Source organism: Pseudomonas sp. LABIM340 (assembly GCF_040017195.2).
Classification (GTDB): Bacteria; Pseudomonadota; Gammaproteobacteria; order Pseudomonadales; family Pseudomonadaceae; genus Pseudomonas.
Genome location: NZ_CM200227.1, coordinates 3,649,155 through 3,674,300, shown reverse-complemented (window position 1 = coordinate 3,674,300; position 25,146 = coordinate 3,649,155). Strand labels below are relative to the sequence as shown.

Sequence of the window (25,146 nt, the reverse complement as noted above, 5' to 3'; positions counted from 1 at the left end):
GGCGGCACGCCGCGGCACTGCAACGAAACAACGCCGGGCGGCTCGCGCCCGACGATCAAAGCATCAAGCGCCGACGGTCTGCGGTGCTTGTACGGCCTGAGCCTGGCGGGAAATGCCCGCTTCGAACTCGGGACGGAAATACTTCAGTGCGCTGCCCAGCGGCTCGACGGCACCCGGTGCGTGGGCACAGAAGGTCTTGCCTGGGCCGAGGAAGTTGACGAGCTGCTCGAGGGTTTCCAGGTCGCCCTGGGCGCCTTCGCCTTTCTCCAGTGCGCGCAGGACCTTCACGCTCCACGGCAGGCCGTCGCGGCACGGAGTACACCAGCCGCAGGATTCGCGGGCGAAGAACTCTTCCATGTTGCGCAGCAGGGAAACCATGTTGACGCTGTCGTCCACCGCCATGGCCAGGCCGGTGCCCATACGGGTGCCGACCTTGGCGACGCCGCCGGCGTAGAACAGGGCGTCCAGGTGTTCCGGCAGGAGGAAGCCGGTACCGGCACCGCCCGGCTGCCAGGCCTTGAGCTTGTAGCCGTCGCGCATGCCGCCGGCGTAGTCCTCGAACAGCTCGCGGGCCGGAAGGCCGAAGGGCAGTTCCCAGATGCCGGGGTTCTTCACCTTGCCGGAGAAGCCCATGAGCTTGGTGCCCATGTCTTCGCTGCCCGGACGGGCGAGGCCCTTGTACCAGTCGACACCGTGCTCGACGATCGCCGGCACGTTGCACAGGGTCTCGACGTTGTTCACGCAGGTCGGCTTGCCCCAGACGCCAACGGCGGCGGGGAAGGGCGGCTTGGAGCGCGGGTTGGCGCGGCGGCCTTCCAGCGAGTTGATCAGCGCGGTTTCTTCACCACAGATGTAGCGACCGGCGCCGGTGTGCACGAACAGCTCGAAATCGAAGCCGCTGCCGAGGATGTTCTTGCCCAGCAGGCCGGCGGCCTTGGCTTCATCGATGGCGCGGTTCAGGTTGCGGGCGGCGTCGACATACTCGCCGCGCAGGAAGATGTAGCCGCGGTAGGCCTTGAGGGCGCGTGCAGAGATCAGCATGCCTTCCACCAGCAGGTGCGGCAGCTGCTCCATGAGCATGCGGTCCTTCCAGGTGTTGGGCTCCATCTCGTCCGCGTTGCACAGCAGGTAGCGGATGTTGAGGGATTCGTCCTTGGGCATCAGGCCCCACTTCACGCCGGTGGGGAAGCCCGCACCGCCGCGGCCCTTGAGGCCGGAGTCCTTGACGGTCTGGACGATGTCGTCGGTGGCCATCTGCGCCAGCGCCTTGCGCGCGGCGGCGTAGCCGTTCTTCGACTGGTACTCCTCCAGCCAGACCGGGGCGCCGTCGTCACGCAGGCGCCAGGTCAGCGGGTGGGTTTCGGCCGCGCGCGCAGTGCGGTTGGGCGTGCCGTAGGAGGTGAGGCGACTCATGCGTAGGCCTCCAGCAGTTTGGCGACGCCGTCGGGACGCAGGTCACCGAAGGTGTCGTCGTCGATCATCATCGCCGGGGCCTTGTCGCAGTTGCCCAGACAGCACACCGGCAGCAGGGTGAAGCGGCCGTCGGCGGTGGTCTGGCCGAGGCCGATGCCCAGTTGCTTCTGGATCTCGCCAACCACGGACTCGTGGCCGCCGATGTAGCAGACCATGCTGTCGCAGACGCGGATGATGTGGCGGCCGACCGGCTGGCGGAAGATCTGGCTATAGAAGGTAGCCACGCCTTCGACGTCGCTGTCCGGAATGCCGAGGATGTCGGCGATGGCCGGAATGGCGCCGTCCGGCACCCAGCCGCGCTGCTTCTGGACGATCTTCAGGGCTTCGATGGACGCCGCGCGGGAGTCCTCGTAGTGATGCATTTCGTGCTCGATGGCCGAGCGCTCGGTTTCGCTGAGTTCGAAACGATCAGTCTGGATAAGGGTACTCATGATCAGCGGTCCACGTCGGCCATAACGAAGTCGATACTGCCCAGATAGGCGATCAGGTCAGCGATCATGCTGCCGTTGATCACCGACGGAATCTGCTGCAGGTGCGGGAAGCTGGGCGTCCGGATGCGGGTCCGGTAGCTCATGGTGCTGCCATCGCTCGTCAGGTAGTAGCTGTTGATGCCCTTGGTCGCTTCCACCATCTGGAAGGCTTCGTTGGCCGGCATGACCGGGCCCCAGGAAACCTGCAGGAAGTGGGTGATCAGGGTTTCGATGTGCTGCAGCGTGCGCTCTTTGGGCGGCGGCGTGGTCAGCGGGTGGTCGGCCTTGTACGGGCCTTCGGGCATGTTCTTCAGGCACTGCTCGATGATGCGCAGGCTCTGGCGCATCTCACCCATCTTGACCATGCAGCGGTCGTAGGCGTCGCCGTTGGCCGCCAGCGGCACTTCGAACTCGAAGTTCTCATAGCCGGAGTAGGGGCGGGCTTTACGTAGGTCGAAATCACAGCCGGTGGCGCGCAGGCCGGCACCGGTGGTGCCCCATTCCAGCGCTTCCTTGGTGTTGTACTGGGCAACGCCGATGGTACGGCCACGCAGGATGCTGTTCTTCAGGGCGGCGGTTTCGTACTCGTCCAGGCGCTTGGGCATCCAGTCGAGGAACTCGCGGACCAGCTTGTCCCAGCCGCGCGGCAGGTCGTGGGCGACGCCGCCGATGCGGTACCAGGCCGGGTGCAGGCGGAAGCCGGTGATGGCTTCGACGACCTTGTAGGCGCGCTGGCGGTCGGTGAAGGTGAAGAACACCGGGGTCATCGCGCCCACGTCCTGGATGTAGGTGCCCAGGTAGAGGAGGTGGTTCAGGATGCGGAAGAATTCCGACATCATGATCCGGATGACATCGACGCGCTGCGGAACCTTGATGCCGGCGAGCTTCTCGACCGAGAGCACGTACGGCAGGTTGTTCATCACGCCGCCGAGGTAGTCGATACGGTCGGTGTAGGGAATGAAGCTGTGCCAGGACTGACGCTCGGCCATCTTCTCGGCGCCACGGTGGTGGTAGCCGATCTCCGGAACGCAATCGAGGATCTCTTCACCGTCCAGCTGCAGGATGATGCGGAACGCACCGTGCGCGGACGGGTGGTTCGGGCCGAGGTTGAGGAACATGAAGTCCTCGTTCTCGCCGTGGCGCTTCATGCCCCAGTCTTCGGGCTTGAAGCGCAGGGCTTCCTGCTCGAGGTCCTGCTTGGCGGCGGACAGCGCGTAAGGGTCGAACTCGGTGGCGCGCGCCGGGTAGTCCTTGCGCAGCGGGTGGCCTTCCCAGGTGGAAGGCATCAGCATGCGGGTCAGGTGCGGGTGACCATTGAAGGTGATCCCGTACATGTCCCAGACCTCACGCTCGTACCAGTTGGCGTTCGGCCAGATACGGGTGGCGGTGGGCACGTTGAGGTCGCCTTCGGACAAGGCCACCTTGATCATCACGTCACTATTACGCTCGAGCGACATCAGGTGGTAGAACACGCTGAAGTCGGCGCCCGGCAGGCCGCGACGGTGGGTGCGCAGGCGCTCGTCGACACCGTGCAGGTCATAGAGCATGACGTACGGCTTGGGCACATTGCGCAGGAAGGTGAGGACGTCGATCAGGCGCTCACGGGCAACCCAGAGCACCGGCATGCCGGTGCGGGTGGCCTGGACGGTGAAGGTCTCGGCGCCAAAGCGGGAATTCAGTTCGACGACGATATCTTGGTCGTCTGCCTTGTAAGGCGGGATGTACAGAGCGGAGTCTGCATTCATAGTCTTTAAGTCACTCGGTCAACGGTGGAGTGAAAACGGGCCTCTCGTGGAGGGCCGGATCACACTTCGTCGGGGCTGCGCAGGTTGGTGACCGCAATGCGCTGTTCGCGCTTGAGATCCTTCTGGGCAGGCATGTCGGCGCGATAGACGCCTTGATCGCCTACAACCCAGGACAACGGGCGACGCTCCTGGCCGATGGATTCCTGCAGCAGCATCAGGCCTTGCAGGAACGCCTCCGGACGGGGCGGGCAGCCGGGGATGTACACGTCCACGGGGAGGAACTTGTCGACCCCCTGAACGACCGAGTAGATGTCGTACATGCCGCCGGAGTTGGCGCACGACCCCATCGAGATCACCCACTTGGGTTCCAGCATCTGCTCGTACAGGCGCTGGATGACCGGAGCCATCTTGATGAAGCAGGTGCCGGCGATGACCATGAAGTCAGCCTGGCGTGGCGATGCACGGATCACTTCGGCGCCGAAACGGGCGATGTCGTGCGGCGCGGTGAACGCCGTGGTCATCTCCACGTAGCAGCAGGACAGCCCGAAGTTGTACGGCCACAGGGAGTTCTTGCGACCCCAGTTCACCGCACCGTTGAGAACATCCTCGAGCTTGCCCATGAAGATGTTCTTGTGGACCTGCCCTTCGATGAGCGGGTCTTCTACCGTTTCGCGTTCGCCGATCGGGTATTGATCATTGGGCGCATCCGGATCGATCCGGGTAAGTTTGTATTGCATCGCCAAAGCCTCATTGTTTTAGCTTCGCCTGCCGTGCGCGACGTGCCGCCGGCGCCCAATCGAGCGCGCCGATACGCCACAGGTAGACAAGACCTGCCAACAGAATTGCTATGAAAATGGTTGCCTCGATCAGACCTGCCCAACCGCTTTCACGGACGGACACGGACCAGGCGAAGAGGAAGAGGGCTTCGACGTCGAAGATCACGAAGAGCATCGCGACCAGATAGAATTTTGCCGACAGACGCAGGCGGGCGCTGCCGGTAGGAACGATCCCCGATTCGAACGGTTCGTTCTTGCTGCGACCAAATGCCTTACTGCCAAGAAGGCTGGAAACCCCTAGCATGAAGGCGAGCAGGCCCAGCACTCCTAAAAGGAAGGCGGCGAGTCCCCAGTGTTGAGCTGCAAGTTCAGCTGGATTGGGCATGCCGATACTCCTTCCTACAAATAACGATTGTCTTGGGTTTCGGGCGCAACGCCCGACTACTGCGAACCCGACAACTCAAGGATAGTGAGCTAAGGGTTCAGGTCATCTTTCCAATTTTATGCCCAAAGCCTTCAGCAAGTAAATTTTTCCAACACAAACAGATGCTTCTATTTCGGGCAAAAGGCTTTTGCATTTCCCGTAGCGCCCTGTTTGCGGGGCTCTGGATGCCTAGTGTGACGGCACTTCGGCTTTGGTCGAATAGTACTTTCGAGGTATTTGGCCGCAATAAATCGGCAGGCTATAAATGATAAATATTATCATTTGCAGTGTCGTATATCCGTAACTTTACTACATATAAGCGGCGCGTCTTTTATTTCGCCGGGTATCCGACTTCGAATTATCCCTCTGTGAACTCGTTGGTCGCCCCCGCTTCCGGGTGGTTCAATTTCCCTTGCGAATCCATGCCCAGTGCATCTCGCAGCGCACCGGTTCGGCCCCGGAGTCGTCCAGAAGAGTCACCTGTACCAGTGCCTCGCCTCGATCGTCTTCCTGCATGGCGCGGCGCTGTTCCGACGTCAGCGTGGCGATGGCGCGCAGGCTGCCGCTGGCTCGGCGCAGGTAGTCGACCTTGAGTGTCTTGATCAACGGCAGCTTGTGATCCGGCAGGTTCATGCCGACCATGCAGCCGCTGGCGGACTCGGCCAGCAGTGCCATGGCTGCAGCATGAACCCCGCCGATGTGATTGCGGGCGCGGCGATGGTTGGCCAGGTTCATCCGCACTTCATTGCTGGTGAGCTTCTGGATGCGCACGCCGGCGGTTCCGGCAAAGCGCACCTGGGAGCAGAACAGGCGGCTCAGCAGTGGCTCGTGGAGGCGGCGTGGCAGGCGCTGGATGAGGTGGGCGGCGAGGGCGAGGCGGTTTCGCTTGGGCGTACCGTTCATAGGAAGGCGTTCCGTGCATATAAGGGAAGCCCGAGGCTGGCACGTCGAAGCGGTTCTGCCCTTGGCGGGCGGGGAGGGGCTGGCTGGCGGTTCGGCCAAGCGCGATTCGGCCAAGCGCAAAAGCAAAACCCCGGCCGGGGCCGGGGTTTTGCGGTGCCTGCCGGCCCCGAGGGGCCGGTGAGCCAGTTCTTAGTGGAACTGGTTCATGGTGTTGTCTTTACCCGAGGCTTTCAGAGCGGCTTCGCCAGCGAAGTACTCTTTGTGGTTGTCGCCGATGTCCGAGCCAGCCATGTTCTGGTGCTTGACGCAGGCGATGCCCTGACGCAGTTCCTGACGCTGAACGCCCTTCACGTAGGCCAGCATGCCCTGGTCGGCGAAGTAGCCCTTGGCCAGGTTGTCGGTGGACAGCGCGGCGGTGTGGTAGGTCGGCAGGGTGATCAGGTGGTGGAAGATGCCGGCGTGGGCCGAGCCGTCACGCTGGAAGGTGCGGATCTTCTCGTCAGCGATCTGAGCCAGTTCGGTCTCGTCGTACTCGACGCTCATCAGTTTGGCGCGGTCGTAGGCGGAGACGTCCTTGCCTTCGGCGACGAACGCATCGAACACCTGCTGGCGGAAGTTCAGGGTCCAGTTGAACGACGGGCTGTTGTTGTAAACCAGCTTGGCGTTCGGGATGACCTGACGAATGCGGTCAACCATGCCCTTGATCTGGCCAACGTGCGGCTTCTCGGTTTCGATCCACAGCAGGTCGGCGCCGTTCTGCAGCGAGGTGATGCAGTCCAGGACGCAGCGGTCTTCGCCGGTGCCCTTGCGGAACTGGAACAGGTTGGAAGCCAGGCGCTTGGGACGCAGCAGCTTGCCGCCGCGGTTGATCACCACGTCGCCGTTCTGCAGTTCGGCAGCGGACACTTCTTCGCAGTCCAGGAAGGAGTTGTACTGGTCGCCCAGGTCGCCCGGCTCTTTGGTCACGGCGATCTGCTTGGTCAGGCCGGCGCCCAGGGAGTCGGTACGGGCAACGATCACGCCGTCGTCAACGCCCAGTTCGAGGAACGCGTAGCGAACAGCGTTGATCTTGGCGAGGAAGTCTTCGTGCGGAACGGTCACTTTGCCGTCCTGGTGGCCGCACTGCTTCTCGTCGGAAACCTGGTTCTCGATCTGGATGCAGCAGGCACCGGCTTCGATCATTTTCTTGGCCAGCAGGTAGGTTGCTTCAGGGTTACCGAAGCCGGCGTCGATGTCGGCGATGATCGGTACTACGTGGGTTTCGTAGCCGTCGATCTGAGCCTGGATTTCGTCCTGCTTGACTTTGTCGCCGGCGGCGCGAGCGCTGTCCAGGGCGGTGAAGAGCAGGTCCAGTTCGCGGGCGTCAGCCTGGCGCAGGAAGGTGTACAGCTCTTCGATCAGGCCGGAAACGGCAGTCTTCTCGTGCATGGACTGGTCGGGCAGCGGGCCGAAATCGGAACGCAGCGCGGCAACCATCCAGCCGGACAGGTAGAGGTAGCGCTTGTTGGTGGTCTTCAGGTGCTTCTTGATCGAGATCAGCTTCTGCTGACCGATGAAGCCGTGCCAGCAGCCCAGGGACTGGGTGTAGACGGAAGTGTCGGCGTCATACTCGGCCATGTCCTTGCGCATGATGGCCGCAGTGTACTTGGCGATGTCCAGACCAGTCTTGAAGCGGTTCTGAGCGCGCATGCGGGCAACCGACTCGGGGTTGATAGCGCTCCAGCTGTTACCGGTTTTCTCTTTCAGAGCGGCAACGGCCTTGATGTCATTTTGATAAGCGGACATGGTCAATCCTTCAAAGTATGTGTGTGGTTGAGCACCGACTTCCCCACTCAAGCCCGTATCTGCACGGAATTGACTGTGGATTGCTCGCCGCGGGATGGCGAAGGCACGACCGAAAGAAGGAGTGACGCTGGAGGAGTGGGGTAGAGCGGCGTACAGACGGGTGACTGCAGCGGTGACATCCAGAATCGCTTGCCGGCTCGTGGCAGCCGTTGGGCGATGGTGGACGGCTGAATCCGTCACTTCGTACTGTTGCTAAGGCTTGCTTCCCCGTCCCTCAGGACAACCTCTTGCCAGTCGCAACCTCGTCGATCCGCCTTGTGGGCTTAACAACACGGACCAGCGCGGCGGGTGGGCCACAGGCTCGGTCCGGAGGGCTTTGAGACCCTCTGGTTAGCGGGAGCGAGGCCATCATGCCCTTTCAAACGAGCGTTCGTCAAACGTTTTGTAGTGTTTTTTTTGGGCTACTACACGAAGGTCTAACGAGGACCGGTGAGTCACCTACGGAAGGATTAGTCGAGCACTTCGACCTTCACCCGCAGGCTGCTGTCGCTGCGTCCCTGGGTGCTGTACTGGCGGGCGAAACCGTTCTGGGTGCTCTGGTTGCTCTGGCTGACGCCGCCGACCTCGATCCACTGGCCGATGGGGCCGCTGACGCTGGTGTCGGCTGAGCTGGTGTTCATCGAACCCTGGTAATTGCCGTTGAAGCGGTCGTTGCGGGTGCTCAGGGTGATGTGCACGAGGTTGCCGGTGAGGCTGGCGGTCACGTACATGCCCTGGTTGGCGTCGCGGTATTCGGTCTGGCTGTAGACCTGGCCGTAGGGGCCGATGCCGGCGTTGGTCACCGGCTGGCTCTGGCCGACCTGGATGAAGGCTGGAGAGCCCTCGGTGGTGCGCACTTGCTGGGTGCCGCCGCCGCGACTATTGGTGGAGCGGTTGATAATGCGCACCTGGTCGCGGCCGTTGACCTCCCCGCGGCCGGCCTGGATTTCCACATTGCCGGCACTGACCGAGCCATTCACCGAGTAGCCGTTCTGGCTACCCTGGCTGCCGTCGAGCGTGTCGACGCTGATCAGTAGCTGATGCGGGCGCGTATCCAGTTGTTCGAGCACCTGCTGCAGTTCGCGGATCTTCGCCAGCTCGGCGTTCACCACCAGCTGGTTGCCGTAGGCGCTGACCCGGCCTTCGTTGCCCAGTACCTGCTGCGCCACCGGCAGCACGTCTTCGGCGGTGCGGTAGTTGAGCGGGATGATCTCGGTGCGCGGCGCTGCGGTGGCGGTGAGGCTGATCGCGCAGGCGAGCATCAGGGCGAGAGGGTGTCGGCTCAAATCAGGAAACTCCGCAGGTTCGGGTCGAGGACACTGGTGTTCCAGGTCTGTTCGAATTGCGCGATCAGTTGGCGAACGCGGCCGGCGTTGTTGTAGTGCGCGTAACCAGCGTATTCGCCAGGCTCCGGGCGCAGCAGCAGGCCGCAATCGTCGGCGAGGAGGAAGGCGTGCTCGTCGCTCGGGTAGTCGGGGTTGATCCGGCGAATCTGGCAGTAGCTGGACAGCCGCCGGCTGAGGTTGAGCAGGCGATGGCCTTCCTTCACGGCGCGGGTGCTGTCGCGCACCAGGATCATCAGGCGATTGCGCGGATTGCCCAGTAGCAGCTGGGTGCAGGCTTCCTGGATGCTGCTGTGGTGATACAGCCAGGGCTCCAGGTCGGGGGTATAGAGGTAGAGCGTGCGGCGCGCCTGCTGGATCAGTGCCAGCGCATGGGCGCGGGCGTCATCCGGCTTGCTGAAACGGTGCAGCTGGTCACCCTCACCGAGGCGGAAAGGCGCCGGCTCCAGGGCTTCGGGCGACAGCGCTTCGCTGGGCGGGTTGTGGACGGCAAAACGCCCCGGTGACTGAAACTCGATGTCCGGCAGTTCTACCGGGAGATCGTCTTGGTCCGGGGCGTTTTCCATGTCGCTCCTTTGAGTCGTTGCTCAGGCGCTCTCGCGCACCATGTCCACGTGGGGGAGGCCGGCGTCGAGGAATTCGCCGCTGGCCACCTGGAAGCCTAGCCGTTCGTAGAAGGGAATGGCGTAGACCTGCGCCGTCAGCAACTGGCGCTGCAGGCCCTGGCTCTCGGCCTGCTCGATGGCGGCGCGCATCAGCAGGTCACCGACCTTCAGGCCACGCCAGTCCTTGAGGACCGACACCCGGCCGATGTGCCCGTCCGGCAGGAGGCGGGCGGTACCGATGGCGTAGTCGCCTTCGAAGGCCAGGAAGTGCACGGCTTCGACATCCTCGGCGTCCCATTCGAGTTCCGGCGGGACCGATTGCTCGGCGATGAACACCGCCTCGCGAATGCGCCGCAGATCGGCATTATCCTTCTGCCAGTCCGCGACGCGAACCCTGATCTTGCTACTCATCGGCAAACTCCAGACTGCCCTGTTTGATCAGTTCTCCGATGAGCTTACGCCCATCGTCGTCGGCCAGCCATTGGCCGAGATTCCCTTCGTGCAGCGACTCCGCCGAGCACACCAGCTTGAGCAGGTCGCGCAGCTTTTCCGGCAGGACCACGGTCTGGCCGCTGGCGAACAGCAGCAGGCCGACGTCCACTTCGCTCCAGGCCATGCGGGCGCTGGGGTTGCGGATCAGTACTTCGCCGTCTTCGATGGCTGCGGTCAGGTCGTCTTCCTCGATCTCTTCCCCAGCCACCAGTTCCGGGTAGCGCGGCTCGGTCATGAACTGGCCGAACCAGGTGAGCAGCAGGCGCTCGTCGCTCATGTGCTCCTGCAGCAGGTTCTTCAGGCGATCGAGAGCGTCGCGCTGGATCTGGTGCTGGTCGAAGTCGCCTTTCATCGCCGCCATGCCGGCATCGCTGTAGCGCTCCTCGTCGGAGAGGAACTGGGCGAGGAAGTCGGTGAAGTGGGTCAGCACTTCGGCGGCGCTGGGCGCGCGGAAGCCGACCGAGTAGGTCATGCAGTCGTCCTCGGCGATGCCGTAGTGGGCCACGCGCGGCGGCAGGTAGAGCATGTCGCCGGGTTCCAGCACCCAGTCGGCGCTCTCTTCGAATTCGGCGAGGATGCGCAGATCGGCGTGGGGCAGCATCGGGCTGCTGGCGTCGCAGGTCTGGCCGACTTTCCAGCGGCGGCGGCCATGGCCCTGCAGCAGGAACACGTCGTAGTTGTCGAAGTGCGGGCCAACGCCGCCGCCGGGGGCTGCGTAGCTGATCATCACGTCGTCGATACGCCAGCTGGGCAGGAACTTGAAGTGTTCCAGCAGTTCGGCGACTTCCGGGATGAACTGGTCGACAGCCTGCACCAGCAGGGTCCAGTCGCGCTCGGGCATCTGGCTGAAGGTGTCTTCCTGGAAGGGGCCGCGGCGCAGCTCCCACGGGCTGTCGCCGTGTTCGAGGACGATGCGCGATTCGATCATCTCTTCCAGGGCGAGGCCGGCCAGTTCGTCAGGGTCCAGCGGGCTCTTGAAATCGGGGATGGCCTGGCGCACCAGCAGGGGCTTTTTCTGCCAGTAATCGCGGAGGAATTCTTCGGCGCTGATGCCGCCCAAAAGCTGAAGAGGAATAGCAGGATTCATGGTTAAGTCCTTGAAACAAAAACGCCCGGCACAGCCGGGCGTGCAAAGTCAGGGCGAATCTCAGATGCGCTTGGCCTGGGCGACAGCGTTACCGATGTAGTTCGCGGGGGTCAGTTTCTTCAGCTCGGCCTTGGCTTCTGCCGGCATGTCGAGGCCTTCGATGAACACCTGCAGGGCCTCGGCGCTGATGCCTTTGCCGCGGGTCAGCTCCTTGAGCTTCTCGTAGGGGTTCTCGATGCCGTAGCGACGCATGACGGTCTGTACCGGCTCGGCGAGGACTTCCCAGCAGGCGTCCAGGTCGTCGGCGATGCGCGCAGCGTTCAGCTCCAGCTTGCCGATGCCCTTGAGGCTGGCTTCGTAGGCGATGACGCTGTGGGCGAAACCGACGCCCAGGTTGCGCAGCACGGTGGAGTCGGTAAGGTCGCGCTGCCAGCGGGAGATCGGTAGCTTGCTGGCCAGGTGCTGGAGCAGGGCGTTGGCGATACCCAGGTTGCCTTCGGAGTTCTCGAAGTCGATCGGGTTGACCTTGTGCGGCATGGTCGAGGAGCCGATCTCGCCAGCGACGGTCTTCTGCTTGAAGTAGCCCAGGGAGATGTAACCCCAGATGTCGCGGTCGAAATCGATGAGGATGGTGTTGAAGCGCGCCACGGCGTCGAACAGCTCGGCGATGTAGTCGTGCGGCTCGATCTGGGTAGTGTAGGGGTTCCAGTTCAGGCCGAGATCGCCTTCGATGAATTCGCGGGCGTTGGCTTCCCAGTCCACTTGCGGATAGGCCGACAGGTGGGCGTTGTAGTTGCCCACGGCGCCGTTGATCTTGCCCAGCAGTTCTACCGAGGCGACCTGCTTGATCTGGCGCTCCAGGCGGTAGACGACGTTGGCCAGTTCCTTGCCCAGGGTGGTCGGGGAGGCCGGCTGGCCGTGGGTGCGCGAGAGCATCGGCACGTCGGCGAACTTCACCGCGAGCTCGCGGATGGAGTCGGCGATCTGGCGCATCAGCGGCAGCAGTACGGTGTCACGGCCTTCGCGCAGCATCAGGGCGTGGGACAGGTTGTTGATGTCCTCGGAGGTGCAGGCGAAGTGGATGAACTCGCTGACCTTGGCCAGTTCCGGCAGCTTGGCGGCTTGTTCCTTGAGCAGGTACTCCACGGCTTTGACGTCGTGGTTGGTGGTGCGCTCGATGTCCTTGATGCGCTGCGCGTGCTCCAGCTGGAAGTCGTCCGCCAGTTGGTTCAGCAGGGCGTTGGCTTCGGCGGAGAAGGGCGCGACTTCAGGAACGCCGGCGTGGGCGGCGAGACGCTGGAGCCAGCGAACCTCCACCAGGACGCGGAAACGGATCAGGCCGTATTCGCTGAAAATCGGACGCAGGGCGCTGGTCTTGCTGCCGTAACGGCCGTCAACGGGGGATACCGCGGTAAGGGAGGAAAGCTGCATGGGGCGTTCTCGTAGCTGTCGGTCAACGAAAAGGGCGCACATCATACATGAATGGCGCGAGCCGGTCGCCCTTGCGACGACCGGAAGGGCGTGTTTCAGCCGCGCAGCAGCGGGCGCAGTTCGTTCAGCATCTTCTTCCGGCTGAACAGCATCTGCCAGCGGTTGCCGCCGAGCTGTCGCCACAGGCGCGCGGAGCGGATGCCAGCCAGCAGCAGGGCGCGGATGCGCGCGGCGTTGGCGTTGATCTGCAGGTGGCGCATGTCGCCGTGCACCTGGATGCGCTGGCGGAAGGTGCTCAGGGTGTCCTGGTAGAGGCCGGCGCAGGAGGCGATGACGTTCTCATGGACCAGGCCGAAGTGCTGCACCTGCTGCTGAACCTGATCCAGGCGCGTGCCCATGATGTCGAGCATGTCGGGACGCTTGTTGAGCTGGCGTTCCAGTCCGATCAGCGACAGGGCGTAACGCAGGGGCTCGCGTTGCAGGCTGTTGGGGTCACGCTCGAGGGCGCTGACCAGGGCGCGGAAGCCTTCGCGCAGGTTGGCGGTGTCGCCGCCGTAGACGTCGAGGGTGGTCTTCGGGTCGCGTACCAGCAGGCTGCCGAGCATGCAGCCCAGTGGCGCCTCGGGGATCTGCCCGGTGCGGGCGAGGCGGTCTACCAGGGAGGCGGCTTCGAAGACGCCGGAGAGGGCGATGATCTGGTCGTGCAGATCGCTCATTTACGGTCCTTAGCGAACGCGGGTTCAGCGGATTCGATGACGCCGCCACCGAGGCAGACTTCGCCGTCATAGAAGACGACGGACTGGCCAGGGGTGACGGCGCGCTGCGGCTCGTCGAAGACGGCGCGGTAGCCGTTCCCGGTGCGTTCAAGCACGCAGTCCTGGTCGGCCTGGCGGTAGCGCACCTTGGCGCGCAGGGTCTTGGGCTGGTCCAGGTCGATGGGGTTGACCCAATAGATGTGCGAGGCGTGCAGGGCGCGGGAGAACAGCCATGGGTGGTCGTTGCCCTGGCCGACGACCAGGACGTTGCGCACCAGGTCCTTCTCCAGTACGTACCAGGGGCTGTCGTCGGCATTCTTCAGGCCGCCGATGCCCAGGCCCTGGCGCTGGCCGATGGTGTGGTACATCAGGCCGACGTGCTTGCCGATGACCGTGCCGTCGGTGGTCTCGATGTTGCCCGGCTGGGCTGGCAGGTACTGCTTGAGGAAGTCGCTGAAACGTCGTTCACCGATGAAGCAGATGCCGGTGGAGTCTTTCTTCTTCGCGGTGGCCAGGCCGTATTTCTCGGCGATGGCGCGGACCTCGGGCTTTTCCAGTTCGCCGACCGGGAACAGGGTCTTGCCGATCTGCTCGCCGCCCACGGCGTGGAGGAAGTAGCTCTGGTCCTTGTTCGGGTCCAGGCCCTTGAGCAGTTCGCTGCGGCCGTCGATGTCGCGGCGGCGCACGTAGTGGCCGGTGGCGATCAGGTCGGCGCCCAGGGCGACGGCGTAGTCGAGGAAGGCCTTGAACTTGATTTCGCGGTTGCAGAGGATGTCCGGGTTCGGCGTGCGGCCGGCCTTGTATTCTTCGAGGAAGTGCTCGAAGACGTTGTCCCAGTATTCCGCGGCGAAGTTGGCGGTGTGCAGCTTGACGCCGATGCGGTCGCAGACGGCCTGGGCGTCAGCGAGGTCGGTCATGGCGGTGCAGTACTCGGTGCCGTCGTCCTCTTCCCAGTTCTTCATGAACAGTCCTTCCACCTGGTAGCCCTGTTCCTTGAGGAGGAGGGCGGAGACGGAGGAATCCACGCCGCCGGACATGCCGACGATGACGCGGGTGTTCTGGGGGGCTTTGGATGAGCTAGACATGGCAGCGGGTCACGAACGCAGGTAAAGAGGGCGATTCTACCAGAGCCGAGCGGCAGAGGCTCGGGCTTGGCTCAGTCGCGGATCAGGGCCAGCGGGAAGCGCTCGCCTTCGAGGTAGTCGTCGATGCAACGCAGCACCAGGTGGCTGCGCCAGCGATCGGGCTGCGCGGCCAGCTCTTCGCGGGTCATCCAGCGGGCGCCGAGGATGCCGTCGTCGAGCGCGCGCTCGGGGTGATGGTGCAGGGGGCGCGCGGCGAAACAGACGCGCTGGTAGGTCACGCCGTTGCTCGGTGCGGTGTACAGGTAGATGCCGGTGACGGCGGTCAGCTCTACGTCCCAGCCAGTTTCCTCGAGGGTTTCGCGCACGGCGGCCTCGAGCAGGGTTTCGTGGGCTTCCAGGTGGCCGGCGGGCTGATTGAACACCTGCTTTTTGTCAGCGGACATTTCTTCCACCAGCAGGAAGCGGCCCTGGTCTTCGACGATGGTGGCGACGGTGACGTGTGCTAGCCAGCGCATGGTGATGATCTCGTTGGGGCGAAAAGGCGCGAGTTTAACGTCGCGGGGCGCAGAAAGCAGAACCCCCGGGAAGGCCCGGGGGTTCTGGTGTCACGCGAAATGGCTTACGCCAGTGCGTCGATCGCGGCGTTGAAGGTCGCGCTCGGGCGCATGACCTTGCTGGTCAGCTCCGCGTCGGAACGGTAGTAGCCACCGATTTCCGCCGGCTTGCCCTGTACGCCGTTCAGTTCGGCGACGATGGCCGCTTCCTTCTCGGTCAGGGTCTTGGCCAGACCGGCGAAGTGAGCTTTCAGCTCGGCGTCGTCGTTCTGCTCGGCCAGGGCCTGGGCCCAGTACATGGCCAGGTAGAAGTGGCTGCCGCGGTTGTCGATCTCACCGATCTTGCGCGACGGCGACTTGTTGTTGTCGAGCAGCTTGCCGGTGGCGATATCCAGGGTCTTACCCAGTACCTTGGCCTTGGCGTTGTCGGTCTTGATGCCTTCTTCCTCGAAGGAGACGGCCAGGGCCAGGAACTCGCCCAGGGAATCCCAGCGCAGGTAGTTCTCTTCCACCAGCTGCTGTACGTGTTTCGGAGCCGAGCCGCCGGCGCCGGTTTCGTACATGCCGCCGCCCGCCATCAGCGGAACGATGGACAGCATCTTGGCCGAGGTGCCCAGTTCCATAATCGGGAACAGGTCGGTCAGGTAGTCGCGCAGGACGTTGCCGGTCACCGAGATGGTGTCCAGGCCGCGCAGCTGACGCTCCATGCTGGTGCGGATGGCTTCGTTGTAGCCTTTGACGCTGATGTCCAGGCCGGTCAGGTCGTGGTCCTTCAGGTACAGCTCGACCTTCTTGCGCAGCTCGTTGTCGTGGGCACGTTCCGGGTCCAGCCAGAAGATGGCCGGGGTGTTGGAAGCGCGGGCGCGGGTAACGGCCAGCTTGACCCAGTCGCGGATCGGGGCGTCCTTGGTCTGGCAGGCGCGCCAGATGTCGCCGGCTTGTACTTCGTGCTGCATCAGGACCTTGCCGTCGGCGTCGACGACGCGCATCACGCCGTCAGCTTCCAGTTCGAAGGTCTTGTCGTGGGAGCCGTATTCCTCGGCCTTCTGCGCCATCAGGCCGACGTTCGGTACGCTGCCCATGGTGGTCGGGTCGAACGCGCCGTTGGTTTTGCAGAAGTTGATCATTTCCTGGTAGATGCGGGCGTAGGTGCTTTCCGGCATTACCGCTTTGGTGTCTTTCTGCTTGCCGTCCTTGCCCCACATCTGACCCGAGTTGCGGATCATGGCCGGCATGGAGGCGTCGACGATCACGTCGCTGGGGATGTGCAGGTTGGTGATGCCCTTGACCGAGTCGACCATCGCCATTTCCGGGCGGTGGCTGTACACCTCGTGGATGTCGTGCAGGATTTCTTCCTGCTGCGAGGCCGGCAGCGACTTGATCTTGTCATAGACGCTGGAGATGCCGTTGTTCGGGTTCACGCCCAGCTCTTCGAACAGCTGGCCGTACTTCTCGAACACGTCCTTGTAGTAGACAGTGACGGCGTGGCCGAAGACGATCGGGTGGGAGATCTTCATCATGGTGGCCTTGACGTGCAGGGACCACATGACGCCGGTTTCCTTGCAGTCCTGCAGGGTCTTCTCGAAGAAGGCACGCAGTTTGCTGCAGCTCATGAACATGCTGTCGAGGACTTCGCCGTCCTGCATCTTCAGGGTCTTCTTGGTCTCGACCTTGCCGTCCTTGCCGACGAACTCGATGCGGACTTCACCGGCCTTCGGGATGGTGACCGACTGCTCGCTGGAGAAGAAGTCGCCGCCACGCATGTAGTCGGCGTGGGAGCGCGAAGCCATGCTCCACTTGCCCATGCTGTGCGGGTGCTTGCGGGCGTAGGCTTTCACGGCAGCCGGGGCGCGGCGGTCGGAGTTGCCTTCACGCAGGACCGGGTTCACGGCGCTGCCCAGGACCTTGGCGTAGCGGGCGCGGGTGTCTTTCTCGGCGTCGGTCTGCGGATCTTCCGGGAAGTCCGGAACGGCGTAGCCCAGCTTCTGCAGCTCGGCGATGGCGCCCTTGAGCTGCGGTACCGAAGCGGAGATGTTCGGCAGCTTGATGATGTTGGCTTTGGAGTCGGTGGCCAGTACGGCCAGGTAGGCCAGATCGTCTTCGATCGCCTTGTCGCCGAGCTTGTCAGCGAAGGAGGCCAGGATACGGCCCGAAAGAGAGATGTCGCGGGTCTCGACGTCGATGCCGGCGGAAGCGGCAAAGGCTTTTACGATAGGAAGAAGCGAATAGGTGGCAAGGGCGGGTGCTTCGTCGGTGAAGGTGTAGGTGATCTTCGAGCGGATGGACATCTCGTTCTAACTCTCTTCTTTGCTGGGCGCGCACAGAGTCTCGAATCGCGTTGGTACACGCTTGCGGTCAGCGAAGTGGTTGACCGACCTTCGAGATTTGCCGCGGGGATATTGGGGCGCCAGTAGAGCGTTGTACGGCGGGATCCTGGTGAGGACGTGCGCCGCTGCGAGGAGAGAGTCTGGTCCCAGACTGCTCGGACCTCGATGACCATTAAGTCATGCCGGCCAGTATACCACCCTAAAGGCAGGGTGAAGCGTGTCCCTTTTTTAGACTAAGGAATGATGTAGTTCGATTACCGACTTGTGAGCTACCCTCAGTGGCTGCAAGAGGGTTTCAATCAAAAAGCGGAGTTCAGCATGGGATACCAAAAGATCCAGGTGCCGGCCGGTGACAAAATCACCGTCAACGCCGATATGTCCTTGAATGTACCGAAGAACCCGATCATCCCCTTCATCGAGGGTGATGGCATTGGCGTCGATATCAGCCCGGTCATGATCAAGGTCGTCGACGCTGCCGTCGAGAAAGCCTACAAAGGCGACCGCAAGATCGCGTGGATGGAAGTCTATGCCGGCGAGAAGGCCACCCAGGTCTACGACCAGGACACCTGGCTGCCCCAGGAAACCCTGGATGCCGTTCGCGACTACGTCGTATCGATCAAGGGCCCGCTGACCACTCCGGTGGGCGGTGGCATTCGCTCCCTGAACGTGGCCCTGCGTCAACAGCTCGACCTTTATGTCTGCCTGCGACCGGTGCGCTGGTTCGAAGGTGTGCCGAGCCCGGTGAAGAAGCCTGGCGATGTGGACATGGTGATCTTCCGCGAGAACTCCGAAGACATCTATGCCGGCGTCGAGTGGAAGGCCGGCACTCCTGAGGCCCAGAAGGTCATCAAGTTCCTCACCGAGGAGATGGGCGTCAAGAAGATCCGCTTCACTGAAAACTGCGGCATCGGCATCAAGCCGGTTTCCCAGGAGGGCACCAAGCGCCTGGTGCGCAAGGCCCTGCAATACGCCGTGGACAATGACCGCAGCTCGGTCACCATCGTCCATAAAGGCAACATCATGAAATTCACCGAGGGTGCCTTCAAGGACTGGGGCTATGAGCTCGCTCGCGACGAGTTCGGTGCGCAGTTGCTCGACGGCGGCCCGTGGATGCAGTTCAAGAACCCGACTACCGGCAAGAATATCGTGGTGAAGGACGTGATCGCCGACGCCATGCTGCAGCAGATCCTGCTGCGTCCGGCCGAGTACGACGTGATCGCCACCCTCAACCTGAATGGCGACTACCTGTCCGACGCCCTGGCGGCGGAAGTGGGCGGCATCGGCATCGCGCCGGGCGCCAACCTGTCTGATTCGGTGGCCATGTTCGAGGCAACTCACGGCACTGCGCCCAAGTACGCTGGGCTGGACAAGGTCAATCCGGGCTCGGTGATCCTCTCCGCCGAGATGATGCTGCGCCACATGGGCTGGCCGGAAGCGGCCGACCGGATCATCGACGGCGTGAACGGCGCCATCGCCGCGAAGACCGTGACCTACGACTTCGAGCGACTGATGGACGGGGCCAAGCTGCTGTCGTGCTCCGAGTTCGGCGACGCGATCATCGCCAAGATGTAACCGGGTGATACTTCGCCCATAAAAAAGGCCGGCTTGCTGCCGGCCTTTTTCGTTTCGTCTGATCCTTGACGAATCAGGCTTCCGCCGTGAGGTTCTCTACCTCGCTGCTCGGGGCAGTCTGCGCGGACGGGGTGGATGCATTGGCGTTGACGGGCTGGATGTTCACCGCGTGCAACCCCTTCGGACCTTGCAGGATCTCGAAACTGACGGGTTGGCCGGCCTTGAGAGTCTTGTAGCCATCCATCTGGATTGCCGAGTAATGAGCAAACAGGTCCTCATCTCGGCCATCAGCCAGGATGAAACCGTAGCCCTTGGCGTTGTTGAACCACTTGACCTTACCGCTAAGCATGCTGATATCCCTCTGCAAAGGACTCCATCGCTGGAGTATCATCCACTACTATTCCGCTATGCCTTTTTCTGAAGACTGGCGTCCGGAACTCCTGATACCCTCCGGGGGGTATCCTTTGGTTGTAACACCCTTTTGCCGTTAGTCAAGGCGGCGTCGTCTGGGCCTGAGAGGCGATTCAAACTCCGGCCGGCCCACTCATTCACCCACTCGCAAAGCTTTTATTCCAGCATGCATGCAAGTAGCCAGATTCGACTAACATTCAATCAGGACCGCCCGGATCCAATGGAAGACGACGGGACGGGGCTGGCGGTTGAAGAAGCCAAACCTGCCCTGAAGGCGCCGTCCATGTATCGGGTCATCATGTTCAACGATGATTACACCCCGATGGATTTCGTGGTTGAGGTGCTCGAGCTGTACTTCAACATGAACCGCGAGCAGGCAACCAAGGTCATGTTGACTGTGCATACCCAGGGCAAGGCGCACTGCGGGACCTTTACCCGCGATGTTGCGGAAACCAAAGCCATGCAGGTCAATCAATATGCGAGGGAGAGCCAACATCCACTGTTGTGCGAAATTGAGATAGAAGGTTGATGCGGATGTTTGGGAGCGAGGTGAAGTCATGTTGAATCGAGAGCTCGAAGTCACCCTCAATCTCGCCTTCAAGGAGGCGCGGGCGAAGCGGCATGAGTTCATGACCGTTGAGCACTTGCTGTTGGCGCTTCTTGATAATGAGGCTGCCGCAACGGTTCTGAAGGCGTGCGGTGCGAATCTGGACAAGCTGCGGCGAGACCTGCAGGAGTTCATCGATTCCACCACGCCGCTGATCCCCCAGCACGACGAGGATCGCGAAACCCAGCCGACCCTGGGCTTCCAGCGTGTCCTGCAGCGTGCCGTATTCCACGTGCAGAGTTCCGGCAAGCGCGAAGTCACCGGCGCCAACGTACTGGTCGCCATCTTCAGCGAGCAGGAAAGCCAGGCGGTGTTCCTGCTCAAGCAGCAGAGCGTCGCGCGGATCGACGTGGTCAACTACATCGCCCATGGCATCTCCAAGGTGCCGGGCCATGCCGAGCATCAGGACAGCGAGCAGGAGATGCAGGACGAGGAGGGCGGCGAGTCTTCCACTTCCAGCCATCCGCTGGACGCCTACGCCAGCAACCTGAACGACCTGGCGCGCCAGGGTCGCATCGACCCGCTGGTTGGTCGCGAGTCGGAAGTCGAGCGCGTCGCGCAGATCCTGGCTCGTCGCCGCAAGAACAACCCGCTGCTGGTGGGTGAGGCTGGCGTCGGCAAGACTGCCATCGCCGAAGGTCTGGCCAAGCGCATCGTCGACGGCCAGGTGCCGGACCTGCTGTCCGACAGCGTCGTCTACTCCCTGGACCTGGGTGCGCTGCTGGCGGGCACCAAGTACCGCGGCGACTTCGAGAAGCGCTTCAAGGCGCTGCTCAACGAGCTGCGCAAGCGCCCGCACGCCGTGCTGTTCATCGACGAAATCCACACCATCATCGGCGCCGGTGCGGCATCGGGTGGCGTGATGGATGCGTCCAATCTGCTGAAGCCGCTGCTGTCGTCCGGTGAGATCCGCTGCATCGGCTCGACCACCTTCCAGGAATTCCGCGGCATCTTCGAGAAGGATCGCGCGCTGGCTCGTCGCTTCCAGAAGGTCGACGTCACCGAACCGTCCGTCGAAGACACCTTCGGCATCCTGAAAGGCCTGAAGCCACGCTTCGAGCAGCACCACCACATCGAGTACAGCGATGAGGCGCTTCGCGCCGCCGCCGAGCTGGCTGCCCGCTACATCAATGATCGGCACATGCCGGACAAGGCCATCGATGTGATCGACGAGGCCGGTGCCTACCAGCGCCTGCAGCCGGAAGAGAAGCGCGTGAAGCGCATCGAGGTGCCGCAGGTCGAGGACATCGTCGCGAAGATCGCGCGGATCCCTCCCAAGCACGTGTCCAGCTCCGATAAAGAGCTGCTGCGCAACCTCGAGCGTGATCTGAAGCTGACCGTGTTCGGTCAGGCCGCGGCCATCGAGTCGCTGTCGACTGCCATCAAGCTGTCACGCGCCGGTCTCAAATCGCCGGACAAGCCTGTCGGCTCCTTCCTGTTCTCCGGCCCGACCGGGGTGGGCAAGACCGAGGTGGCTCGTCAGCTGGCCAAGGCGTTGGGTGTGGAGCTGGTGCGCTTCGACATGTCCGAGTACATGGAACGGCATACCGTGTCCCGTCTGATCGGCGCGCCTCCGGGCTATGTCGGTTTCGACCAGGGCGGACTGCTTACCGAAGCAATCACCAAGACGCCGCACTGCGTGCTGCTGCTGGATGAGATCGAGAAGGCGCACCCGGAAGTCTTCAACCTGCTGCTGCAGGTGATGGACCACGGCACGCTGACCGACAACAACGGGCGCAAGGCGGACTTCCGCAACGTCATCCTGATCATGACCACCAACGCTGGCGCGGAAACCGCGGCGCGGGCCTCTATCGGCTTCACGCAGCAGGACCATTCCACCGATGCCATGGAAGTGATCAAGAAGAGCTTCACGCCGGAGTTCCGCAACCGCCTGGACACCATCATCCAGTTCGGCCGTCTGAGTCACGAGACCATCAAGAGCATCGTCGACAAGTTCCTCACCGAGCTGCAGGCGCAGCTGGAGGACAAGCACGTGCAGATCGAGGTCAGCGATTCGGCGCGCGGCTGGCTGGCGGACAAGGGCTACGATCCGCAGATGGGTGCTCGCCCGATGGCGCGGCTCATCCAGGACAAGATCAAGCGGCCGCTGGCCGAGGAGATCCTGTTTGGTGAGCTGGCCGAGCACGGCGGTGTGGCCCATGTGGACCTGAAGGACGGCGAGCTGGCCTTCGAGTTCGAAGTGATCGCCGCAGAGCCGGCCTGACGCGCTTTAGTCAGGCCCAAACGAAAACGCCCGGCAAATGCCGGGCGTTTTTCTGTGTGCCGGTTTCTTGCCGGCACCTACCGTCTGTCAGCGAGCGCGGTAGGTGATGCGACCCTTGGACAGGTCGTAGGGCGTCAGTTCAACGCGAACTTTGTCGCCGGTCAGGATGCGGATGTAGTTCTTGCGCATCTTCCCGGAGATGTGCGCGGTAACGACGTGCCCGTTCTCCAACTCCACGCGGAACATGGTGTTGGGCAGGGTGTCGACGACAGTGCCTTCCATTTCGAAGCTGTCTTCTTTCGACATGCAGTAGAACCCTCGGTATCTATGGTTGCCTGAAGTTTCAGGGCATTAAAAAAGGCACACATTGTGCCTGAAATCGCCCCACAACGCCAATGGCTGTTTTCGCTTCAGTTCAAGGCTACCCAGCGCTGGTTCACGAAAAGCTCGATCGGGCGGTACTGGGTCTTGTAGTTCATCTTTCGGCAGTTCTTGATCCAGTAGCCCAGGTAGACGGCGTGCAGGTTCAGGCGCTCGGTCTCGGCGACCTGCCAGAGGATGGCGAATCGGCCGAGGCTGCGGCGCTCTTCGTCCGGCTCGTAGAACGTGTAGACCGCGGAGAGGCCGTTGGGCAGAACGTCAGTCACCGCGACGGCAAGCAGTCTGCCGTGGAGGCGGAACTCGAAGAAGCAGCTGAACGGCAGGTCGCGCACCAGGAAGGTGGCGAACTGGTCGCGACTGGGCGGGTACATGTCCCCGTCGGCGTGGCGCTGCTCGATGTAGCGCATGTAGAGGGCGTAGTACTCCTCGGTGAAGGCGGGCCGCTTGCGGACAACTTCCAGATCGGCGTTGCGCTTGATGATGCGCTTCTGCTGGCGATTCGGCTGGAAGCCGGCGGCCGGAATGCGCGCCGGGATGCACGCGGTGCAGTGCTGGCAGTGCGGCCGGTAGAGATGCTCACCGCTGCGCCGGAAACCCACCTCGGACAGCGAGGCGTACAACTGCGCGTCCATGGGCTGGCTGGGGTCGAGGAACAGGGTGGTGGCCTGCTCCTCGGGCAGATAGCTGCATGGATGCGGTTGCGTGGCGTAAAACTTCAGGCGGGCGAGCTCGGTCATCTTCAACCCCTGCGAGGTCCCTCAGGCAAGTTTAAGACAGGCTGAGCGGGTCCGCCTGCGAAGTCCAGTCCTGCGATGGTTTTTCGTCGAGATGACGGCGCAGGTAGCTGGCGAATTCGCGGCGGGAAATGGCGCGGGCGCCGAAACTGTGCAGGTGCTGGGTCGGCATCTGGCAGTCGATCATCACGAAACCCGCGGCCTTCAGGCGCTGCACCAGGGCGACGAAGGCGACCTTGGAGGCATTGTCGGCGCGACTGAACATGGATTCGCCGAAGAACAGCCGGCCGATGGCCAGCCCGTAAAGCCCGCCGACCAGTTCGTTGCCCTGCCAGGCTTCCGCCGAGTGAGCAACACCCAGGCGGTGCAGTTGGCAATAGGCGTCCTGCATTGGCGTGGTGATCCAGGTGCCGTCCGCATAATCGCGCGGTCCGGCGCAGCCGTGGATGACCTGCTCGAAGGCCTGGTCGATGGTGACCCGGTACTGCTGCTGGCGGATGAACTTGGCGAGGCTGCGGGAGACGTGTAGCTCTTCGGGGAACAGCACGGTGCGTGGGTCCGGTGACCACCAGAGGATCGGCTGGCCATCCTGGTACCAGGGGAAGCAGCCATGGCGGTAGGCCTGGATCAGACGCTGCGGGCTGAGGTCTCCGCCGGCCGCAAGCAGCCCGTTGGGCTCATGCAGGGCCTTGTCGAGGGGCGGAAAGTCGAAATTGCTGCGGGAAAGCCACTTGAGCATAGGGAGGAGGGGAGGGTGAGCCTCCCCTGGCGCCGATCAGTTGTCGTCGAGGAACTTTTCGGCGTCCAGCGCGGCCATGCAGCCGGCGCCGGCGGAAGTGATCGCCTGGCGGTAAACGTGGTCGGCCACGTCGCCGGCGGCGAATACGCCGTCGATGCTGGTCAGGGTTGCGTTGCCTTCGGCGCCGCCCTTGATCTTCAGGTAGCCGTCATGCATCTCCAGCTGACCCTTGAACAGGTCGGTGTTGGGCTTGTGGCCGATAGCGATGAATACGCCGGACAGGTCCAGCTGGCGGGTTTCGCCGCTTTCGGCGTCCTTCAGGCGAACGCCGATCACACCCATGTTGTCGCCCAGGACTTCGTCCAGGGTGGTGTTCCAGTGCAGGCGGACGTTGCCGTTCTTGGCCTTCTCGAACAGCTTGTCCTGCAGGATCTTCTCCGAGCGCAGCTTGTCGCGACGGTGGATCAGGTGGACTTCCTTGGCGATGTTGGACAGGTACAGCGCCTCTTCCACGGCGGTGTTGCCGCCGCCGACCACGCAGACGACCTGGTTGCGGTAGAAGAAACCGTCACAGGTAGCGCAGGCGGAAACGCCCTTGCCCATGAAGGCCTCTTCCGAGGACATGCCCAGGTACTGAGCCGAGGCGCCGGTGGCGATGATCAGCGCGTCGCAGGTGTAGGTGCCGCTGTCGCCCTTGAGGGTGAAGGGCTTCTGCTGCAACTCGGCGGTGTGGATGTGGTCGTAGACGATCTCGGTATCGAAACGCTTGGCGTGCTGCTCCATGCGTTGCATCAGGGCGGGACCGGTCAGGCCCTCGACGTCGCCGGGCCAGTTGTCGACCTCGGTGGTGGTGGTCAGCTGGCCGCCGGGCTGGATGCCGGTGATGACAACAGGCTTGAGGTTGGCGCGCGCGGCGTACACGGCCGCGGTGTAGCCCGCGGGGCCGGAGCCCAGGATGATCAGGCGCGAATGCTTGACTTCACTCATAAAAAGACTCCATAAGCCTTTGTCACGTAAGAGAATGCATGCTCCAATTGAGCAGCCGAAAAGCGGTGTTGGGCTATGCTACACCGAACCCCGGAAAGCCGGCAAAAGCGCAGTCAGGCACACCCGGGTTCGCTGGCATCGGCCGGCCAAAGCCGTACAATAGGCCCGTTTCGCGGCCCAACGACTCTCGGACGCGC

At 62.9% G+C, this 25,146-nt stretch carries 24 protein-coding genes; 3 read left to right on the top strand and 21 right to left on the bottom strand.

Annotated features, from left to right (window positions below; genetic code table 11):
* Positions 1-63 precede the first annotated feature (63 nt).
* From nuoF to ABKS89_RS16845, 16 genes are all read right to left on the bottom strand, one after another.
* On the bottom strand, positions 64-1,413 hold the full coding sequence (nuoF, locus tag ABKS89_RS16920) for an NADH-quinone oxidoreductase subunit NuoF (protein WP_081520490.1): 1,350 nt from the start codon (positions 1,411-1,413) through the stop codon (positions 64-66).
* Positions 1,410-1,910, bottom strand: coding sequence for an NADH-quinone oxidoreductase subunit NuoE (nuoE, locus tag ABKS89_RS16915; RefSeq protein ID WP_169887231.1), 501 nt, complete (start codon positions 1,908-1,910; stop codon positions 1,410-1,412). Before nuoE ends, nuoF begins: the two co-directional genes overlap by 4 nt.
* Positions 1,907-3,688, bottom strand: a complete 1,782-nt coding sequence (gene nuoC, locus ABKS89_RS16910) for an NADH-quinone oxidoreductase subunit C/D (RefSeq protein WP_138215495.1) — start codon at positions 3,686-3,688, stop codon at positions 1,907-1,909. Before nuoC ends, nuoE begins: the two co-directional genes overlap by 4 nt.
* 59 nt (positions 3,689-3,747) lie before the next feature.
* On the bottom strand, positions 3,748-4,425 hold the full coding sequence (locus ABKS89_RS16905; RefSeq protein ID WP_045214755.1) for a NuoB/complex I 20 kDa subunit family protein: 678 nt from the start codon (positions 4,423-4,425) through the stop codon (positions 3,748-3,750).
* Positions 4,426-4,435: 10 nt separating this feature from the next.
* Positions 4,436-4,849, bottom strand: a complete 414-nt coding sequence (locus ABKS89_RS16900; RefSeq protein ID WP_017517108.1) for an NADH-quinone oxidoreductase subunit A — start codon at positions 4,847-4,849, stop codon at positions 4,436-4,438.
* A 441-nt stretch (positions 4,850-5,290) separates the two neighbouring features.
* Positions 5,291-5,791, bottom strand: a complete 501-nt coding sequence (locus tag ABKS89_RS16895) for a DUF4442 domain-containing protein (RefSeq protein ID WP_348586195.1) — start codon at positions 5,789-5,791, stop codon at positions 5,291-5,293.
* A gap of 189 nt (positions 5,792-5,980) precedes the next feature.
* Positions 5,981-7,576 carry an isocitrate lyase gene (locus ABKS89_RS16890; protein ID WP_348586194.1) on the bottom strand — a complete coding sequence of 532 codons (1,596 nt, stop codon included), beginning with the start codon at positions 7,574-7,576 and terminating at the stop codon, positions 5,981-5,983.
* Between the two features lie 509 nt (positions 7,577-8,085).
* Complete coding sequence (locus ABKS89_RS16885; protein ID WP_138215855.1) at positions 8,086-8,877, bottom strand: secretin N-terminal domain-containing protein; 792 nt, start codon at positions 8,875-8,877, stop codon at positions 8,086-8,088.
* A 20-nt stretch (positions 8,878-8,897) separates the two neighbouring features.
* Positions 8,898-9,524 carry a DUF7931 domain-containing protein gene (locus ABKS89_RS16880; RefSeq protein WP_138215499.1) on the bottom strand — a complete coding sequence of 209 codons (627 nt, stop codon included), beginning with the start codon at positions 9,522-9,524 and terminating at the stop codon, positions 8,898-8,900.
* Between the two features lie 21 nt (positions 9,525-9,545).
* A complete protein-coding gene (locus ABKS89_RS16875) occupies positions 9,546-9,974 on the bottom strand; it encodes a GNAT family N-acetyltransferase (RefSeq protein WP_017517103.1) in 429 nt (142 codons plus the stop codon).
* Positions 9,967-11,142 (bottom strand): ribosomal protein uL16 3-hydroxylase, encoded by a 1,176-nt coding sequence (locus ABKS89_RS16870; RefSeq protein WP_138215500.1) that lies wholly within the window; start codon positions 11,140-11,142, stop codon positions 9,967-9,969. Before ABKS89_RS16870 ends, ABKS89_RS16875 begins: the two co-directional genes overlap by 8 nt.
* Positions 11,143-11,202: 60 nt before the next feature.
* Positions 11,203-12,573, bottom strand: coding sequence for an adenylosuccinate lyase (purB, locus tag ABKS89_RS16865; RefSeq protein ID WP_192402398.1), 1,371 nt, complete (start codon positions 12,571-12,573; stop codon positions 11,203-11,205).
* Positions 12,574-12,668: 95 nt separating this feature from the next.
* Positions 12,669-13,289 carry a high frequency lysogenization protein HflD gene (gene hflD / locus ABKS89_RS16860; protein WP_081520482.1) on the bottom strand — a complete coding sequence of 207 codons (621 nt, stop codon included), beginning with the start codon at positions 13,287-13,289 and terminating at the stop codon, positions 12,669-12,671.
* Entirely contained in the window at positions 13,286-14,413 is a 1,128-nt protein-coding gene (gene mnmA / locus ABKS89_RS16855) for a tRNA 2-thiouridine(34) synthase MnmA (protein ID WP_348586192.1), read from the bottom strand. Before mnmA ends, hflD begins: the two co-directional genes overlap by 4 nt.
* A 71-nt stretch (positions 14,414-14,484) precedes the next feature.
* The gene (locus tag ABKS89_RS16850) at positions 14,485-14,928 is read right to left on the bottom strand and encodes an NUDIX hydrolase (RefSeq protein ID WP_348586191.1); all 444 of its coding nucleotides are present in this window, start codon (positions 14,926-14,928) and stop codon (positions 14,485-14,487) included.
* A 104-nt stretch (positions 14,929-15,032) separates the two neighbouring features.
* A complete protein-coding gene (locus ABKS89_RS16845; protein WP_138215504.1) occupies positions 15,033-17,255 on the bottom strand; it encodes an NADP-dependent isocitrate dehydrogenase in 2,223 nt (740 codons plus the stop codon).
* Positions 17,256-17,612: 357 nt separating this feature from the next.
* Here ABKS89_RS16845 and icd point away from each other — a divergent pair, with 357 nt between their 5' ends.
* The gene (gene icd / locus ABKS89_RS16840; protein ID WP_348586190.1) at positions 17,613-18,866 is read left to right on the top strand and encodes an NADP-dependent isocitrate dehydrogenase; all 1,254 of its coding nucleotides are present in this window, start codon (positions 17,613-17,615) and stop codon (positions 18,864-18,866) included.
* A 73-nt stretch (positions 18,867-18,939) separates the two neighbouring features.
* Here the strand turns inward: icd and cspD are convergent, their stop codons facing one another.
* Positions 18,940-19,215, bottom strand: a complete 276-nt coding sequence (gene cspD / locus ABKS89_RS16835) for a cold shock domain-containing protein CspD (RefSeq protein WP_045214920.1) — start codon at positions 19,213-19,215, stop codon at positions 18,940-18,942.
* A 228-nt stretch (positions 19,216-19,443) separates the two neighbouring features.
* Between cspD and clpS the strand changes: the two genes are divergently transcribed.
* A complete protein-coding gene (clpS, locus tag ABKS89_RS16830; protein ID WP_081520477.1) occupies positions 19,444-19,806 on the top strand; it encodes an ATP-dependent Clp protease adapter ClpS in 363 nt (120 codons plus the stop codon).
* Between the two features lie 28 nt (positions 19,807-19,834).
* Positions 19,835-22,108: an ATP-dependent Clp protease ATP-binding subunit ClpA gene (gene clpA, locus ABKS89_RS16825; protein WP_081520476.1), complete on the top strand. Its 2,274-nt coding sequence runs from the start codon at positions 19,835-19,837 to the stop codon at positions 22,106-22,108.
* 87 nt (positions 22,109-22,195) lie between these two features.
* Here clpA and infA read toward each other — a convergent pair whose 3' ends face one another.
* The 4 genes from infA to trxB all read right to left on the bottom strand — a co-directional run bounded on the left by infA (position 22,196) and on the right by trxB (position 24,949).
* Positions 22,196-22,414: a translation initiation factor IF-1 gene (infA, locus tag ABKS89_RS16820; protein WP_002553999.1), complete on the bottom strand. Its 219-nt coding sequence runs from the start codon at positions 22,412-22,414 to the stop codon at positions 22,196-22,198.
* Between the two features lie 104 nt (positions 22,415-22,518).
* Complete coding sequence (locus ABKS89_RS16815; RefSeq protein WP_348586189.1) at positions 22,519-23,226, bottom strand: arginyltransferase; 708 nt, start codon at positions 23,224-23,226, stop codon at positions 22,519-22,521.
* A 31-nt stretch (positions 23,227-23,257) separates the two neighbouring features.
* Positions 23,258-23,962 (bottom strand): leucyl/phenylalanyl-tRNA--protein transferase, encoded by a 705-nt coding sequence (gene aat / locus ABKS89_RS16810; RefSeq protein ID WP_348586188.1) that lies wholly within the window; start codon positions 23,960-23,962, stop codon positions 23,258-23,260.
* A gap of 36 nt (positions 23,963-23,998) precedes the next feature.
* On the bottom strand, positions 23,999-24,949 hold the full coding sequence (gene trxB / locus ABKS89_RS16805; protein ID WP_081520473.1) for a thioredoxin-disulfide reductase: 951 nt from the start codon (positions 24,947-24,949) through the stop codon (positions 23,999-24,001).
* Positions 24,950-25,146 lie beyond the last annotated feature (197 nt).

Excerpts from the sequence above, each read along its gene's own strand:
- ABKS89_RS16885 (WP_138215855.1), bottom strand. The coding sequence starts at position 8,877 with ATGCTCGCCTGCGCGATCAGCCTCACCGCCACCGCAGCGCCGCGCACC.
- aat (WP_348586188.1), bottom strand. The coding sequence starts at position 23,962 with ATGCTCAAGTGGCTTTCCCGCAGCAATTTCGACTTTCCGCCCCTCGAC.
- ABKS89_RS16880 (WP_138215499.1), bottom strand. The coding sequence starts at position 9,524 with ATGGAAAACGCCCCGGACCAAGACGATCTCCCGGTAGAACTGCCGGAC.
- ABKS89_RS16890 (WP_348586194.1), bottom strand. The coding sequence starts at position 7,576 with ATGTCCGCTTATCAAAATGACATCAAGGCCGTTGCCGCTCTGAAAGAG.
- icd (WP_348586190.1), top strand. The coding sequence starts at position 17,613 with ATGGGATACCAAAAGATCCAGGTGCCGGCCGGTGACAAAATCACCGTC.
- ABKS89_RS16900 (WP_017517108.1), bottom strand. The coding sequence starts at position 4,849 with ATGCCCAATCCAGCTGAACTTGCAGCTCAACACTGGGGACTCGCCGCC.
- ABKS89_RS16815 (WP_348586189.1), bottom strand. The coding sequence starts at position 23,226 with ATGACCGAGCTCGCCCGCCTGAAGTTTTACGCCACGCAACCGCATCCA.
- hflD (WP_081520482.1), bottom strand. The coding sequence starts at position 13,289 with ATGAGCGATCTGCACGACCAGATCATCGCCCTCTCCGGCGTCTTCGAA.
- trxB (WP_081520473.1), bottom strand. The coding sequence starts at position 24,949 with ATGAGTGAAGTCAAGCATTCGCGCCTGATCATCCTGGGCTCCGGCCCC.
- ABKS89_RS16875 (WP_017517103.1), bottom strand. The coding sequence starts at position 9,974 with ATGAGTAGCAAGATCAGGGTTCGCGTCGCGGACTGGCAGAAGGATAAT.
- ABKS89_RS16870 (WP_138215500.1), bottom strand. The coding sequence starts at position 11,142 with ATGAATCCTGCTATTCCTCTTCAGCTTTTGGGCGGCATCAGCGCCGAA.
- ABKS89_RS16905 (WP_045214755.1), bottom strand. The coding sequence starts at position 4,425 with ATGCAATACAAACTTACCCGGATCGATCCGGATGCGCCCAATGATCAA.
- ABKS89_RS16850 (WP_348586191.1), bottom strand. The coding sequence starts at position 14,928 with ATGCGCTGGCTAGCACACGTCACCGTCGCCACCATCGTCGAAGACCAG.
- nuoC (WP_138215495.1), bottom strand. The coding sequence starts at position 3,688 with ATGAATGCAGACTCCGCTCTGTACATCCCGCCTTACAAGGCAGACGAC.
- clpS (WP_081520477.1), top strand. The coding sequence starts at position 19,444 with ATGCATGCAAGTAGCCAGATTCGACTAACATTCAATCAGGACCGCCCG.
- purB (WP_192402398.1), bottom strand. The coding sequence starts at position 12,573 with ATGCAGCTTTCCTCCCTTACCGCGGTATCCCCCGTTGACGGCCGTTAC.
- mnmA (WP_348586192.1), bottom strand. The coding sequence starts at position 14,413 with ATGTCTAGCTCATCCAAAGCCCCCCAGAACACCCGCGTCATCGTCGGC.
- infA (WP_002553999.1), bottom strand. The coding sequence starts at position 22,414 with ATGTCGAAAGAAGACAGCTTCGAAATGGAAGGCACTGTCGTCGACACC.
- cspD (WP_045214920.1), bottom strand. The coding sequence starts at position 19,215 with ATGCTTAGCGGTAAGGTCAAGTGGTTCAACAACGCCAAGGGCTACGGT.
- ABKS89_RS16845 (WP_138215504.1), bottom strand. The coding sequence starts at position 17,255 with ATGTCCATCCGCTCGAAGATCACCTACACCTTCACCGACGAAGCACCC.
- ABKS89_RS16895 (WP_348586195.1), bottom strand. The coding sequence starts at position 5,791 with ATGAACGGTACGCCCAAGCGAAACCGCCTCGCCCTCGCCGCCCACCTC.
- nuoF (WP_081520490.1), bottom strand. The coding sequence starts at position 1,413 with ATGAGTCGCCTCACCTCCTACGGCACGCCCAACCGCACTGCGCGCGCG.
- clpA (WP_081520476.1), top strand. The coding sequence starts at position 19,835 with ATGTTGAATCGAGAGCTCGAAGTCACCCTCAATCTCGCCTTCAAGGAG.